The 14785-nt window shown below is 42.8% G+C and carries 14 protein-coding genes and 1 riboswitch; all 14 genes read right to left on the bottom strand.

Annotation, left to right across the window (positions count from 1 at the left end):
* Positions 1 to 226: 226 nt before the first annotated feature.
* Positions 227 to 1498 (bottom strand): phosphoribosylamine--glycine ligase, encoded by a 1272-nt coding sequence (gene purD, locus GXK58_RS16410; protein WP_160724247.1) that lies wholly within the window; start codon positions 1496 to 1498, stop codon positions 227 to 229.
* A gap of 191 nt (positions 1499 to 1689) precedes the next feature.
* Positions 1690 to 3228 (bottom strand): bifunctional phosphoribosylaminoimidazolecarboxamide formyltransferase/IMP cyclohydrolase, encoded by a 1539-nt coding sequence (gene purH / locus GXK58_RS16405; RefSeq protein WP_160724246.1) that lies wholly within the window; start codon positions 3226 to 3228, stop codon positions 1690 to 1692.
* The gene (purN, locus tag GXK58_RS16400; RefSeq protein ID WP_160724245.1) at positions 3203 to 3805 is read right to left on the bottom strand and encodes a phosphoribosylglycinamide formyltransferase; all 603 of its coding nucleotides are present in this window, start codon (positions 3803 to 3805) and stop codon (positions 3203 to 3205) included. The genes purH and purN overlap by 26 nt, the downstream gene beginning before the upstream one ends.
* Complete coding sequence (gene purM, locus GXK58_RS16395) at positions 3802 to 4836, bottom strand: phosphoribosylformylglycinamidine cyclo-ligase (protein WP_160724244.1); 1035 nt, start codon at positions 4834 to 4836, stop codon at positions 3802 to 3804. Before purM ends, purN begins: the two co-directional genes overlap by 4 nt.
* A 15-nt stretch (positions 4837 to 4851) precedes the next feature.
* Positions 4852 to 6255: an amidophosphoribosyltransferase gene (gene purF, locus GXK58_RS16390; protein WP_160724243.1), complete on the bottom strand. Its 1404-nt coding sequence runs from the start codon at positions 6253 to 6255 to the stop codon at positions 4852 to 4854.
* Positions 6240 to 8456 (bottom strand): phosphoribosylformylglycinamidine synthase subunit PurL, encoded by a 2217-nt coding sequence (purL, locus tag GXK58_RS16385; protein WP_160724242.1) that lies wholly within the window; start codon positions 8454 to 8456, stop codon positions 6240 to 6242. Before purL ends, purF begins: the two co-directional genes overlap by 16 nt.
* The gene (gene purQ, locus GXK58_RS16380; protein WP_160724241.1) at positions 8440 to 9123 is read right to left on the bottom strand and encodes a phosphoribosylformylglycinamidine synthase subunit PurQ; all 684 of its coding nucleotides are present in this window, start codon (positions 9121 to 9123) and stop codon (positions 8440 to 8442) included. Before purQ ends, purL begins: the two co-directional genes overlap by 17 nt.
* Positions 9120 to 9374 (bottom strand): phosphoribosylformylglycinamidine synthase subunit PurS, encoded by a 255-nt coding sequence (purS, locus tag GXK58_RS16375; protein ID WP_160724240.1) that lies wholly within the window; start codon positions 9372 to 9374, stop codon positions 9120 to 9122. Before purS ends, purQ begins: the two co-directional genes overlap by 4 nt.
* The gene (gene purC / locus GXK58_RS16370; protein WP_160724239.1) at positions 9367 to 10080 is read right to left on the bottom strand and encodes a phosphoribosylaminoimidazolesuccinocarboxamide synthase; all 714 of its coding nucleotides are present in this window, start codon (positions 10078 to 10080) and stop codon (positions 9367 to 9369) included. Before purC ends, purS begins: the two co-directional genes overlap by 8 nt.
* A 79-nt stretch (positions 10081 to 10159) precedes the next feature.
* Entirely contained in the window at positions 10160 to 11458 is a 1299-nt protein-coding gene (gene purB, locus GXK58_RS16365; RefSeq protein ID WP_160724238.1) for an adenylosuccinate lyase, read from the bottom strand.
* A gap of 4 nt (positions 11459 to 11462) precedes the next feature.
* The gene (gene purK, locus GXK58_RS16360; RefSeq protein WP_160724349.1) at positions 11463 to 12611 is read right to left on the bottom strand and encodes a 5-(carboxyamino)imidazole ribonucleotide synthase; all 1149 of its coding nucleotides are present in this window, start codon (positions 12609 to 12611) and stop codon (positions 11463 to 11465) included.
* On the bottom strand, positions 12604 to 13092 hold the full coding sequence (gene purE, locus GXK58_RS16355; RefSeq protein ID WP_160724237.1) for a 5-(carboxyamino)imidazole ribonucleotide mutase: 489 nt from the start codon (positions 13090 to 13092) through the stop codon (positions 12604 to 12606). Before purE ends, purK begins: the two co-directional genes overlap by 8 nt.
* A gap of 123 nt (positions 13093 to 13215) precedes the next feature.
* Positions 13216 to 13317, bottom strand: a riboswitch (purine riboswitch).
* Between the two features lie 90 nt (positions 13318 to 13407).
* A complete protein-coding gene (locus tag GXK58_RS16350; RefSeq protein ID WP_160724236.1) occupies positions 13408 to 13605 on the bottom strand; it encodes an NETI motif-containing protein in 198 nt (65 codons plus the stop codon).
* Positions 13602 to 14144 carry a DUF2179 domain-containing protein gene (locus tag GXK58_RS16345; RefSeq protein WP_160724235.1) on the bottom strand — a complete coding sequence of 181 codons (543 nt, stop codon included), beginning with the start codon at positions 14142 to 14144 and terminating at the stop codon, positions 13602 to 13604. The genes GXK58_RS16350 and GXK58_RS16345 overlap by 4 nt, the downstream gene beginning before the upstream one ends.
* Positions 14145 to 14785: the final 641 nt, after the last annotated feature.

Below are 14785 nucleotides of genomic sequence, written 5' to 3'. Positions count from 1 at the left end.
GGCTCTTTTGTCGACTGAACTTGCCAAATAAGAGCATCGTCGGTAGACAATAGGCTTTATTGTCGACTGAACTTGCCAAATAAGAGCATCGTCGGTAGACAATAGGCTCTTTTGTCGACGGAGCAATAAGGGTCAGTAGCATTCAATAAGCTTGGTTAATAAACTGATCAGAATTGAAAATGTCCGCACAACTCTGTCATGCGGACATTCCACTAATTTATCAATATTAACGAACCACTGGTACAATCGCCTTCGCGCCAATATCTTTTCGATAAAACACGCCATCACAATCAAGCTTAGCTAACTGCGCATAAACCTTCTCCTGTGCTCCAGCAAGAGTCTCTGCCTTACCACCGACAAGAAGCACGCGGCCGCCAGCTGTCAGAAACTCACCAGCTTCACCTTGAACGGTACCAGCATGGAAAGTATAAACTTCGTCATTAAAATCAGACAATCCCTTAAGCACGGCACCCTTTTCATAAACCTCAGGATACCCTTTCGCCGCAACCACAACACCGACCATTGCCTGCTCATCCCACTCAAGCTCTGGACTTTCACCATTTAATAAACTCAAGATCACCTGAACCAAGTCAGATTTCAATCTTGGTAAAATAACCTGAGTTTCAGGATCTCCCAAACGGGCATTAAACTCAATAACCTTTGGTCCTGCTGTCGTTTTAATCAACCCGGCATACAAAATTCCACAAAAACTACGGCCCTCTTGAACCATTGCACTTGCAGCTGGAAGTAAAACAGTCTCAACAGCAGTCGCCACAGTGTCTTCACCGATTTGCGGCACCGGAGAATACGCACCCATTCCGCCCGTATTCGGACCTTGATCCCCATCAAACGCCCGCTTATGATCCTGGGCGATCTCAAGCGGGATCACTACTTCTCCATTAACGAAAGCCATTAACGAAAATTCCTCACCGCTTAGAAACTCTTCAATCACTACACTTGAAGATGCTTCTCCAAATTTGGCACCTACGAGCATCTCTTCCACACTTGCAAGAGCCTCTTCTAAAGTCATCGCAACCGTAACACCTTTTCCGGCAGCTAACCCATCCGCTTTAATAACGATCGGCGCCCCTTTTTCAAGGATATAGTTACGTGCTTCTTCAATTGAAGTAAAAACAGCATAATCAGCCGTAGGAATTTGATATTTTTCCATTAAGTCCTTCGCAAACGCCTTACTGCCTTCAATCTCTGCTGCTGCCTTCCTCGGACCAAACACAGCCAAGCCTTCAGCTTCAAATTTATCAGACAGTCCTGCAAGAAGAGGGACTTCCGGTCCGATGATCGTTAAGCCTACTTCTTGCTCTTTCGCAAAAGCAATAAGCTCTTCATGATTAGATTCATCAATCGCTACTAAGTCCGCTACATCTACCATTCCAGCGTTTCCTGGAGCGACAAATACTTTTTCTACCAATGTGCTTTCGCTGACCTTCCGGCAGATTGCATGTTCTCGTCCGCCGCGGCCAATAATTAGTACCTTCATCCATTACACCTCATTTTAATGTTTGACTGTGTTAAACTTGGATGTTGATTTCCGCTCCAGGCTCTCGCTTTCCGCGGGCTTGCCGGGAAGCCTCCTCGGCGCCATAGCGCCTGTGGGGTCTCCCCTGCCCCGTACTCCCGCAGGAGTCGAGCGCCTTCCGCTCCAATCAACATAGTTACAATCAACAAAGCTTAATGTTTAAAGTGTCTAACGCCTGTAAACACCATGGCAATTCCGTATTCGTCTGCTTTTTTAATCGAATCAGCATCCTTAATCGATCCACCAGGCTGAATAATCGCTGTAATCCCTGCTTTCGCTGCTGCTTCAACGGTATCATCCATTGGGAAGAAAGCATCCGATGCAAGAGCCGCTCCTTCTGCTTTTTCTCCTGCTTGCTTAAGTGCGATCTCGGCTGAACCGACGCGGTTCATTTGTCCTGCGCCAACCCCAAGCGTCATATCTTTGCTAGTAACAACGATTGCGTTGGACTTAACATGCTTAACCACTTTCCAGCCAAGTTTAAGAGCTTCCCACTCCTCTTCAGTAGGCTGTCTCTTCGTTGGAACAGTGATAGTTGCATCTTCTAATGTATAACGGTCCTGCTCTTGAACAAGCAATCCGCCTTCGATTGTCGTCATTTTCAACTCAGGCTTTTTCGCATCATTAAACGGAATCGTTAACAGACGAAGATTCTTTTTGCCTGTTAAAATCGCTAATGCTTCCGCTGAGAAGGATGGCGCAATGATAATTTCTAAGAAAATTTCATGAAGTTTTCCTGCAGTTTCTGCGTCAACTTCGCGGTTCAGCGCAATAATACCGCCAAAAATAGATACAGGATCTGCTTCAAATGCTTTTGTGAAAGCATCAAACACGTTTACACCTGTTCCAACACCACATGGATTCATATGCTTAACAGCTACAGCTGCTGGCTCCGTAAACTCTTTAACGATTTGCAGAGCAGCATCCGCATCGTTGATGTTATTATAAGATAATTCTTTTCCATGAAGCTGAACAGCATTTGCAATAGAGAATGTTGAACCTAGCGGCTTTTTGTAAAAAGCAGCTTTTTGATGAGGATTTTCACCGTAACGAAGAGTCTGCTTTAACTCATAAGTAACCGTTAAGCTTTCAGGTGTTTCTTCTTGTGCGAGGTTTGTCATGTATTCGGCAATTAAAGCATCGTATGCTGCTGTATGACGGAATACCTTAGCCGCCAGCCTTCTTCTTGTTTCAAAAGTTGTTGTACCCTGTGATTTTAGCTCTTCAATGACAGTCGTATAATCGGCTGGGTCAACAACCACCGTTAAATAGTCGTGGTTTTTAGCTGAAGCGCGAAGCATAGACGGGCCGCCAATATCAATATTTTCAATGGCATCTGCCACCGTTACATCTGGCTTTTCAATCGTTTGCTGGAAAGGATAAAGATTAACGCAAACGAGTTGAATCGGCTGAATTCCATGCTCTTCCAGCTGTTTTAAATGGTCAGGATTATCATGCTTAGAAAGTAATCCCCCATGGATAAATGGATTTAACGTTTTTACACGTCCCTCTAAAATTTCTGGGAAACCTGTTACGTCACTTACACTCATGACAGGGATGCCCTGATCTTGAAGGGCCTTTTTTGTACCGCCTGTCGAGATTAGTTCGAACCCTAGGCTGACTAGTTCTCTCGCAAAATCGGTAATTCCATTTTTATCCGATACACTAATAAGCGCGCGCTTTTGTGTCATTGATTACATCTCCTTGTGTCAATAGCATTTGAAGTATCTCTGGATATAGTTTGTGTTCGATTTGCTGAATCTTATTTTGAAGAGTTTCTCTTGTTTCATTTTCTTCCAATCTTACACGTTCTTGAATAATAATGGGACCAGTATCCATCCCCTCATCCACATAATGGATGGTCACCCCGCTCCATTTCGCCTTGGCAGCAAGGGCCTGACCGATGGCATCCTTTCCTGGAAAAGCAGGCAGCAAGGATGGATGAATATTCACAATCCTTCCCTGATAAGCGCCAAGCAGGGTTGGACCTAGCAAACGCATGTATCCGGCTAGGACAATGAACTCCACACCATATCTCTGTAATTCTGCTAAAATGGCTTGCTCATATTCTTTCTTACTAGCGTATTCTTTTGCTTGAAAAACAAAGCTCGGAATTTTAGCATTATTGGCTCTTTCAACGGCATAGGCATTCGGTTTGTCGCAGATTAAAAGGGAAATATCCGCCGACAATGCGCCTGACTCTACTACGTCGATGATCGCTTGAAAATTAGTGCCGCTTCCGGAAGCAAACACGGCTATTTTCTTCATAGCCGTCCACCTTGGCCTTTAATTTCAATCCCGTCCTGGTCAGTCACTACTCCAATTTGATATGCCTTTTCACCGCATTGTTCAAAATGTTGAAGTACATCGGCAGCAATTTCACGATCCACTGCAACGACCATACCGACTCCCATGTTAAAAATATTATACATCTCTTCATAGTCAATTTGCCCATGAGAAGAAATCAATTGAAACACAGGTGGAATCGGCCAGCTTTTTTCTTCTATCGTTGCCCCAAGACCCTCAGGAAGCATCCGTGGGATGTTTTCGATAAATCCGCCACCGGTAATATGAGCCATTCCTTTTAAAGGGAACTTTTTCAATGCGGACAGAATCGGTTTGACATAAATTTTAGTAGGCTTCAGTAACTCTTCTCCTAATGTACAGCCGAGTTCATCCACAAAATCTAGCAATGACCAATTGTTAAAAACTTTACGTACAAGGGAATAACCATTGCTGTGGATACCGCTTGATGCTAACCCGATTAGTACATCACCAGCTTTAATAGATTCACCTGTAATTAACTGTGATTTTTCACAAGCGCCGACCGTAAATCCAGCAAGGTCGTATTCATTTTGGCTGTATAATCCCGGCATTTCCGCTGTTTCTCCGCCAATCAGTGCACACCCAGCCTGTTTACAGCCATCCGCAATCCCTTTGACAATAGCCTCAATTTTTTCAGGCTCTTGGCTGCCGCAGGCAATATAATCTAAAAAGAATAATGGCTCTGCCCCTTGAACAACGATATCGTTCACACACATTGCCACTGCATCAATACCAATCGTATCATGTTTATCCATCCAAAAAGCAATCATCAACTTCGTGCCGACCCCATCAGTGCCTGACACCAAAACAGGTTCCTTTAATTGAAGTGATGACAGATCAAACATACCGCCGAAACCGCCAAGACCGCCAATTACTCCAGCCCGTGCTGTTCTTTGGACATGCTTTTTCATTCGTGAAACAGCCTCATAGCCCGCTTCAATGTTTACGCCAGCCTCTTTATATGCTTTAGCCATGGTTGTTCCTCCACCTTATTTTTGATAATAGTATTGTAGTGTATCTGGGTAAATCTCTGTTGGATAATTCCCGGTGAAGCAACCTAGGCAGTAGCCATTTGTTCCTTCTTGACCTAGTGCCTTCATCATTCCTTCAACACTAATGAAGGTTAAGGAATCAGCACCAATCAGTTCTCTAATTTGCTCCACGCTTTTATCAGAAGCAATTAATTCCTCTTTTGTCGAGGTATCAATTCCATAGAAGCATGGATTTTTTATTGGCGGTGAGCTAATGACCACATGAACCTCTGTTGCTCCCGCTTCCTTCAACAAATTCACAATTCTTCTGCTGGTCGTTCCGCGAACGATCGAATCATCGACCATGACGACACGTTTGCCTTCCACAACGCCGCGAACTGCTGAAAGTTTCATCTTAACTCCTTGCTCCCGAAGCGATTGTGATGGCTGGATAAACGTCCTGCCTACATACCTGTTCTTAATTAAACCCATTTCATATGGAATCCCGGTAGCTTCTGCATAACCAATAGCTGCTGAGATACTAGAATCAGGAACCCCCGTCACGACATCTGCTTCAAATGGTGCTTCCACCGCTAATTGTTTCCCCATATTTTTGCGGGCCGTATGAACATTGATTCCTTGAATATTACTATCAGGTCTTGAAAAATAGATATATTCCATCGTACAAATGGCCTTTGTCGTACTAATCGAAAACCGCTCAGATGTTAAACCATTTTCATTAATAATTAATAGTTCGCCCGGCATAATATCGCGGATATATTCAGCGCCTATTACATCAAAGGCACATGTTTCTGACGCAACCACATATGCATCCCCTAGACAGCCGAGGGATAATGGCCGTAAACCATGCGGATCAAGAGCGACCATCAGCTCGGTTTCTGTCATGATTAGATATGCATAAGCGCCCTTTAACATCGATAAGGCATTTTTCACCCGGTCCTTTAATTGAGGATAACCGCTTCTTCTAACAAGATGAGCCAAAACCTCTGTATCAGAGCTCGTTTGAAAAATGCTTCCCTGCGATTCAAGCTGATACTTTAGAGAATTAGCGTTAACTAGATTGCCATTATGGGCAAGCGCAAGGCTGCCCGTTTGTGAATGGAACAATAACGGCTGAACATTCTCATAACCGCCGCCTCCAGCTGTTGCATAACGAACATGACCAATCGCAGCACTGCCTTCTAATTCCTTCATGGCATCGGCTGTAAAAATTTCAGACACTAATCCTTCGCCTTTTACGCCTGTAAGCTTTTGTCCATCGGAAACAACAATACCCGTTCCTTCCTGGCCGCGGTGCTGCAGGCTATGAAGTCCATAATAGGTTAACTGTGCAGCATCCTGGTGTCCAAAGACACCAAAGATACCGCACTCTTCATTTAATCCCTTTATTTCAGGCAGCATGGGATAGCTCCTTTCCAAGCAGCTTTCAGTTCTTCTACTGAAGCAACGAGCACAGATGCATCATCGTTTTTGATTTCCAATGTTGAGGTTTCAGTGACAGTACCAATCTGTACTGCATCTACTAAGCTTTCAAACTCATTCTTATGTTCTGGTTTTACGGTTAATAGGAAACGTGATTGAGTCTCACTGAATAAGGCAGAGACAGAATTTCCTGTAATAGTTACTTCTGCACCAAGCTTTTCATTTGCGAATAGACTTTCAGCAACTGCCACACCTAGACCGCCTTCAGATAGGTCATGAGCAGATTGCACAACACCTGCACGAATCGCCGCAAGTACTTGATTCTGTCTTTCTTTTTCAACATTTACATCTAATTCAGGAGCCTTACCAAATACACGTCCGTTCAGAAGCTTTTGCAGTTCACTGCCGCCGAATTCGTCCTTTGTTTCTCCTACTAGATAAATAAGGTCGCCGTTTTCCTTAAAGTCTTGTGTTGTAATATGATCAAGATCCGTTACTAAACCAACCATGCCAACAACTGGGGTTGGATAAATCGCTGTACCGCTTGTTTCGTTATATAAAGACACGTTTCCGCCAATAACCGGTGTTTCCAACACGCGGCAGGCTTCACTCATGCCATCTGCTGCTTTTTCAATCTGCCAGAACACTTCTGGTTTTTCTGGGTTACCGAAGTTCAGGTTATCCGTAATCGCTAAAGGCTCTGCACCAGAACAAATAATATTACGCGCTGCTTCCGCTACCGCGATTTTACCGCCCACTTCCGGATCCAGATAAACATAGCGGGAATTACAATCGGTTGTCATCGCCAGGGCTTTACGAGTACCACGGATTCTTACAACCGCTGCATCTGATCCCGGTGCAACAACTGTACTTGTACGTACCATATAGTCATACTGTTCATAAACCCATTCTTTGCTAGCCACTGTTGGCTGGCTTAAAAGACCTACTAATGTTTCTTTTAAGTCTTCCACTTGAGGAACTTCGTTTTCCATCGCTTGGAATTCTGCATAGTAGCTTGGTTCTTTAGACGGCTTGTGGTAAACCGGTGCATCTTCCGCTAGTGCATCAGCTGGAACATCGGCAACGATTTCTCCTTTATGGAAAAGGCGAACCTGTTTATCGCTAGTAACTTTTCCGATGCCTACTGCCTCTAAGCCGTACTTTTCAAAAAGATCAACAATTTCCTGCTCTCTGCCCTTTTTAACAACAATCAGCATACGCTCTTGAGATTCAGACAGCATCATTTCGTAAGCTGTCATGCCAGTTTCCCGCTGTGGAACTAGATCTAAATTCATCTCAAGTCCCATTCCAGCTTTACTAGCCATCTCAGCAGACGAACTAATCAGTCCAGCTGCACCCATATCTTGAATACCAACAAGGGCATCAGAATGAATCAATTCTAAGCATGCTTCTAACAAAAGTTTTTCCATAAACGGATCGCCAACCTGAACCGCTGGACGATCTTCACTTGATGCTTCTGTTAATTCTTCAGAGGCGAATGTTGCACCATGGATCCCGTCACGTCCTGTTTTTGCACCCACATACATAACCGTATTTCCTTCACCATGTGCCTGCCCTTTTTTGATATCTTTATGGTCAATGAGTCCAACACACATTGCGTTAACTAGTGGGTTTCCTTCATAACATGGATCGAACCCAATTTCGCCGCCAACCGTTGGAATCCCGATGCAGTTTCCATAGCCGGCAATCCCTGCTACAACCTCTTTGAACAAGTAACGTACGCGGTCAGAATCTAATTCACCAAAACGTAGTGAGTTCAACATCGCAATCGGACGAGCTCCCATTGAGAAAACATCACGGATAATCCCGCCTACACCAGTTGCTGCTCCTTGATAAGGTTCAATGGCAGATGGGTGGTTATGGCTTTCGATTTTAAAAACAACCGCCTGTTCGTCACCGATATCAACAATACCAGCGCCTTCTCCAGGACCTTGAAGAACGCGTTCACCTGTAACTGGGAACTTTTTCAAGACAGGTTTTGAATTTTTGTAGCTGCAGTGTTCTGACCACATAACAGAGAAAAGACCTGTTTCGGTATAGTTAGGTGTGCGGCCAAGAATGTTTTCAATCAGTGCAAATTCTTCGTCGGTCAAACCCATTTGCTGATATACTTTTTCTGCTTTAATCTGAGTAGGATTTGGTTCAAGCGTTGACAACATGTGCTTCCCTCCAAGCTTTTACAATCGATTGAAACATTTTTAAACCATCGGCACCGCCTAAAAGCTCATCAACCGCTCTTTCCGGGTGCGGCATCATGCCTAGGACATTGCCTTTTTCATTGGTGATTCCTGCGATATCCGCAAGACTTCCATTCGGATTTTGATTATAAGTAAAAGCAATTTGATTATTTGCTTTCAATTTCGCTAGTGTTTCTTCATCGCAATAATAATTTCCTTCTCCGTGCGCGACAGGGATCATGATGCTTTCCCCTTCGCCATATGCATTTGTAAACATCGTCTGATTGTTTTCGACCTTTAACTCAACAGGCTTACAAATGAACGATAGACTTTCATTTCTTCTCATTCCGCCTGGAAGCAAACCTGCTTCAAGTAGAATCTGGAATCCATTACATACACCAAGAACTGGCTTCCCGGCTTCTGCTGCCTTTATTACCTCTTTCATTACCCTGCTAAAACGGGCAATTGCACCTGTGCGCAGGTAGTCCCCATAAGAGAACCCTCCTGGCAGCAAAATCGCGTCAAATTCATCTAAATTATCAGTATCGTGCCAAACATATTCCACTTCTTCGCCAAGTTCATCCTTAACCGCATGAAACATATCAACATCACAATTCGATCCTGGGAATACGATCACCGCAAACTTCACTGTGTCACACACTCCTCTACCTCATAACGGTAATCTTCAATAACCGGATTAGCTAAAAGGTTCGTACAGATTTCATTGATTACTTCATTGATATCACGGTCTGACTTTTCAATCGTCAACTCCATGAATTTCCCGATGCGGACATCTGTTACCTGTTTGTAGTTTAAAGAATGTAAGGAATGCGTAACGGCTTTCCCCTGTGGATCTAAAACACTTTCTCTTAATGTTACATACACCTTAACTTTATACATGTTGATGTCCTCCCAATCTCGCTAAAATAGTTTCATAGGCTTCTGTTAAACTTCCTAAATCCCGGCGGAATACATCCTTATCGAGCTTTTCATTGGTTTCTTTATCCCATAATCTGCAGGTATCTGGAGAGATTTCATCTGCAAGAAGAATAATTCCTTCACTGTCTTTGCCAAACTCGAGTTTAAAGTCGATTAAGCGAATCCCTAGTTCATTGAAAAAGCTTGATAAAACTGTATTGATTTGAAGCGCATTTTTCTTTAAGATTTCAAGTTCTTTGACGGTAGCTGCTTTTAATTCAAGAATGTGATCAACCGTTACAAGCGGATCTCCAAGCTCATCATCTTTTAGATAAAATTCAACAATTGGTGCTGACAGCTCCTTACCTTCTTCCATTCCCAAACGCTTCGAAAGTGTCCCTGCTGCAACATTACGAACAACCACTTCAAGAGGAATAATCGTGACTTTCTTTACCAGCTGCTCAGTTTCTGAAATTCTCTTGATAAAATGGGAATCGATTGCCTCTTCTTTAAGCTTTAAAAATAACAAACTAGTAATCTCGTTATTCAAACGGCCTTTTCCCGTAATAGTCTCTTTCTTTTGACCGTTAAAAGCAGTGGCTGAATCTTTATATTGAACACGTACAATTTGATCATCATCTGTTGTGAAAATCCGTTTGGCTTTGCCCTCGTAAAGCATTTCGCTCATTTTATTGCACCTCTATTCTTAATATTGGGAACTTTTCTGACATAAGAAGGGCAGACCTCGCCCTTCATCATTTATTTAATTATCCATTTAACCCTAATCGGTCAAAAATCGTATCAACATGCTGGAGATGGTAATTATAGTCAAAGCAATCCGCAATCTCTTCTGGAGAAAGCAATGTGGTAATCTTATTTTCAGCTTCAATTAAGCTGCGGAATGGAACTTGCTTTTCCCATGCCTCCATCGCTTTAGGCTGTACCGTATCATAAGCCTCTTCACGAGATAAGCCCTTATCAATCAAAGCTAGTAAGACACGCTGCGAGTAAATCAATCCTAAAGTACGGTCCATATTGCGCTTCATATTTTCTGGGAACACCGTTAAGTTTTTCACGATGTTACCAAAGCGGTTAAGCATATAGTTCAAGGCAATTGTCGCATCCGGAAGGATAATCCGCTCTGCAGATGAATGGGAAATATCACGCTCATGCCATAACGGCACATTTTCATAAGCAGTCAACATATGGCCGCGAATCACACGTGCTAATCCTGTCATGTTTTCTGAACCAATTGGATTCCGTTTATGCGGCATAGCGGAAGAACCCTTTTGACCTTTAGCAAAGAACTCTTCTACTTCACGTGTCTCACTCTTTTGCAAGCCGCGAACCTCAACCGCAAACTTTTCAATTGATGTCGCAATCAACGCAAGTGTAGACATATAGTGAGCATGACGGTCACGCTGTAGGGTCTGTGTTGAAATTGGCGCTGGGCTGGTTCCTAATTTTTCACAAACATATTGCTCAACAAATGGATTAATGTTTGCATAGGTTCCGACCGCACCAGAGATTTTACCAAACTCAACACCTGCAGCTGCCTGCTTAAAACGCTCAAGGTTGCGTTTCATTTCTTCATACCATAAAGCCATTTTCAAACCAAAAGTGGTCGGTTCGGCATGAACTCCATGGGTCCGGCCCATCATAACTGTTAACTTATGTTCAATGGCTTTATTTTTTAAAATCTCAATGAAGTTTTCAATGTCTTTTAATAAAATCGCATTAGCTTGCTTTAAGAGATAGGATAATGCTGTATCCACTACGTCTGTTGAAGTTAAGCCATAATGTACCCACTTACGTTCTTCACCCAGTGTTTCTGAAACGGCACGAGTAAAGGCAACCACATCATGTCTTGTTTCCTCTTCGATTTCCTGGATTCTGTCGATATTGAAGGAAGCATTCTCACGTAACTTCTTCACATCTTCTTTTGGGATTTCCCCTAACTCTGCCCATGCTTCACACGCTAGAATTTCTACTTCCAGCCAAGCATTAAAGCGATTTTCCTCCGTCCAAATAGCTCCCATTTCTGGTCTAGTATAACGATCAATCATTGATTTATCCCCCGATCTTTTCTTTGACAGCTTCCCAGATGCTGCTTTCATCAATTTCATTAAGAGCTGTTTCTACATTTTCTCGTAGAATGGTCACATGCCCCATCTTGCGTTTAATCTTCGCTTCCTTCTTACCGTACAAATGAACTTTCCAACCGTTCAATTCGGGAATTTCTTCATACAGGTTTTCTAGATGCTCCCCTAATAGGTTGACCATTACGGCCGGTTTTAACAACTCCGTACTTCCTAACGGCCAGCCGCAGATCGCCCTGATATGCTGCTCAAACTGTGATGTCTCACAGGCCTCAATTGTATAATGCCCAGAATTATGCGGACGCGGTGCCAGCTCATTAATAAAAATCGATCCGTCCTCATTAACAAACATCTCGACCGCCAGCGTTCCGACCAACTCTAGTGAATCAGCAATCTTCTTTGCTTTTTGAATCGCATCTAACTCAGTAGCCTTTGAAATACGCGCTGGAACAATCGTTTTGTGTAAGATATTTTCCTTATGAATATTTTCAGCTACTGGAAAAATCGCTGTTTCCCCATCAAGCCTGCGTGTCACAATCACCGAGATTTCTTTTTCAAATGGAATCCATTTCTCTAACACACAATCTCCGTGACTTAAAAGCGGCTCTGCTTTCTCTAGGTCCTGCTCTTCTCTAATCACCAGCTGGCCCTTTCCATCATAACCGCCCCTTGAAGTTTTTAACACTGCGGGGTACCCAATTTCAGTTATTTTTAAAAGTAAATCCTGATAGGTGGTAATCACCGCATATGGAGCTACTTCCACACCCGCTTGCTGGATGGCCGCTTTCTCCTTAATCCGATCCTGCGTGATTGTTAGTAACTTTGGTCCTTGCGGCACATAGGCTTGATCACAAATCCAGCGTAACGTTTCTGCATCTATATTTTCAAATTCATACGTAATTACATCACTGACTTCTGCCAAACGGCTAATCGCCTTACGGTCATCGTAGGCGCCGATTACTTCTACATCCGCCACCTGCCCGCACGGTGAGTCAGATGTCGGTTCTAAAACCGCAATCCTGAAGCCCTGAGCCCTTGCTGCCAAAGCCATCATTCTCCCAAGCTGTCCCCCGCCGATGATTCCAATCGTTGCGCCTGGTAAAATTGTGTGTTTATCCAAGTTGATCACTACTTTCCAGCACCTCTTGTTTAGTGGCTTCTCTTCTTGCTTCTAATCTTCCGGCCAGCTCCTGATCCTCTGTTGCAAGGATTTGTGCAGCTAATAATCCGGCATTAACGGCTCCAGCTTTTCCAATGGCCACTGTGGCAACTGGTACGCCGCCTGGCATTTGGACGATCGACAGCAGGGAATCAATCCCCTTTAATGCCTGAGTTTGAACAGGAACACCGATAACAGGCAAAGTCGTCTTAGCTGCCACCATCCCAGGCAGATGGGCTGCACCGCCGGCTCCGGCGATAATAACCTTTAATCCTCTGTTCCTGGCTTCTTCTGCATATGTGAACATTAAATCTGGTGTACGATGTGCGGAAACGACCTTTTTCTCATAAGCGACCTCTAACTGGTCTAATACTTCACATGTATTTTTCATGGTTTCCCAATCCGATTTACTCCCCATAATGACACCAACAACAGCAGTCATCTAAGATCCCCCTTTTTAAGGCAAATAAAATGCCCGTAACAAATAGCTTCTCTGGTTTAAGAGAAAGCCATTTGTCCGGGCATGATTACTCATAGTAAAGTAAGGGACAAGCCCTCTTTACCGAACATATTGACTTTCCCTCATAGTCCAATAATTTACGGTTATTGGGTAGAAACTTATGGGCCATATTCCCATGGATATACGAGGGTAAAAATTTATTGTTTAATCCGATAGCTCTATATTACCAACCTTCACCTTAGGCTGTCAACAAATTTGTCGAACATTATTTTTAAAAGTCACTATAATGTTCGTGTTTTACTCAATTAACCTTGCCTCAAAGACAATTTGACGTCCAACGGGCTCATAAATAGTTTCGCCTGCCTTTTTTACCTCTTGAAAAATTGGCTTCTCTGTACGGCGTACTGGAGCATATCCCTGCTGTTTCATCCTATTCAGGCACTCCTCAATACTTTCATTCTCTTGTACCTCAAATTGAAGCTTCTTTTTGCTCATGAAAACAACTTCCCTCTTTTCACTGATTTCACCCAAAAGCCGCCATGAATTGATTTTGGTTCATAAGAAATAATAAAGGCCTTGGGATCTATACTTTTAATCCTATCATATAACGTTAATTCAAATTTTCGTGGAGTAAGGATCTGCATCGCCATTCGATTCCCTTCCAGTCCATGTGCAGCCCAATCCGTTACACCAAAACCTTCTTCCCTTAAAAGCTTAGGGAGATCCTTATCGTATTCCGCTGTGATTACATTAACCGTAATATAACCTAGTGCAAGCTTCTCTTCAATCTTCATCCCAACGATAACACCAATTCCATATCCTACTGCGTACGCAATCAGATTCTGGATTTCATTTAAGTTATTCAATACGAGTCCAAGGCCCAGCACATATATAACCACTTCAATCATACTTAAAAAGGCAGCTAAATACCTCTGTCCTTTTAAGGTTAAAATCATCCTTATCGTAAAAAAAGAGACATAAACAATATTAATAATTAGGATAATGACTACCATCATAATACTATTTTCTAACAATTTGAATCCTCCTTATTCTGACACTTCAAACACTTTACCACAGATTTATTTTAGATTTCATGATTATTCTTATTTATTTGTACAGAATAACAAAAAACGAATATAGGTAAAAGGGTGTTATTAATGTTTAAAAAAATTATCTCGATTCTCCTTTCTTCTCATATATCCCTTACATTCTACAACCGCAGCATTTGAAGTCATCAGTATGATATCCTTAAAGCGGCATTCATAAGAAACTATGATCTTTGGATAAAAGTTGGCCATACCGAACAAGCGGTTACGAACAACTGAGATTAAAATTAGTTTTCTAGTAAATAAAAGTTTATATACCCTAAATCTTGAGCCAGACATCAGATATCAAGAGGTGAGACAGAAGTAAAGTGGATAAAAAACGTAACGATGGAATTGGGATGAGGTGTTTAGCCTCTACAGAGGCCGGTAATATTAAAGTGCCGCTACTTTTAGATGTAGTTGCCTACTAATTTGTATAACTTGTTAAAGAGCAAATACAAACGGTTACTTAGAGCAATTTGCTTTTACTTATTGCAAAAAAAAAAGACAACCCTTACGGATTGTCTTTTTACTTGCCTGGCAACGTCCTACTCTCACAGGGGCAAAGCCCCAACTACCATCGGCGCTGA

This window comes from Bacillus sp. USDA818B3_A, from assembly GCF_009928415.1.
GTDB lineage: Bacteria > Bacillota > Bacilli > Bacillales > Cytobacillaceae > Neobacillus.
This window is presented reverse-complemented; position numbering and strand designations above follow the sequence as displayed.

Coding starts and splice junctions, on each gene's coding strand:
- purB (WP_160724238.1), bottom strand. CDS start 11,458: ATGATTGATCGTTATACTAGACCAGAAATGGGAGCTATTTGGACGGAG.
- purD (WP_160724247.1), bottom strand. CDS start 1,498: ATGAAGGTACTAATTATTGGCCGCGGCGGACGAGAACATGCAATCTGC.
- purN (WP_160724245.1), bottom strand. CDS start 3,805: ATGAAGAAAATAGCCGTGTTTGCTTCCGGAAGCGGCACTAATTTTCAA.
- purF (WP_160724243.1), bottom strand. CDS start 6,255: ATGCTGCCTGAAATAAAGGGATTAAATGAAGAGTGCGGTATCTTTGGT.
- GXK58_RS16350 (WP_160724236.1), bottom strand. CDS start 13,605: ATGAGCAAAAAGAAGCTTCAATTTGAGGTACAAGAGAATGAAAGTATT.
- purC (WP_160724239.1), bottom strand. CDS start 10,080: ATGAGCGAAATGCTTTACGAGGGCAAAGCCAAACGGATTTTCACAACA.
- purM (WP_160724244.1), bottom strand. CDS start 4,836: ATGGCTAAAGCATATAAAGAGGCTGGCGTAAACATTGAAGCGGGCTAT.
- purL (WP_160724242.1), bottom strand. CDS start 8,456: ATGTTGTCAACGCTTGAACCAAATCCTACTCAGATTAAAGCAGAAAAA.
- purS (WP_160724240.1), bottom strand. CDS start 9,374: ATGTATAAAGTTAAGGTGTATGTAACATTAAGAGAAAGTGTTTTAGAT.
- purH (WP_160724246.1), bottom strand. CDS start 3,228: ATGACACAAAAGCGCGCGCTTATTAGTGTATCGGATAAAAATGGAATT.
- purE (WP_160724237.1), bottom strand. CDS start 13,092: ATGACTGCTGTTGTTGGTGTCATTATGGGGAGTAAATCGGATTGGGAA.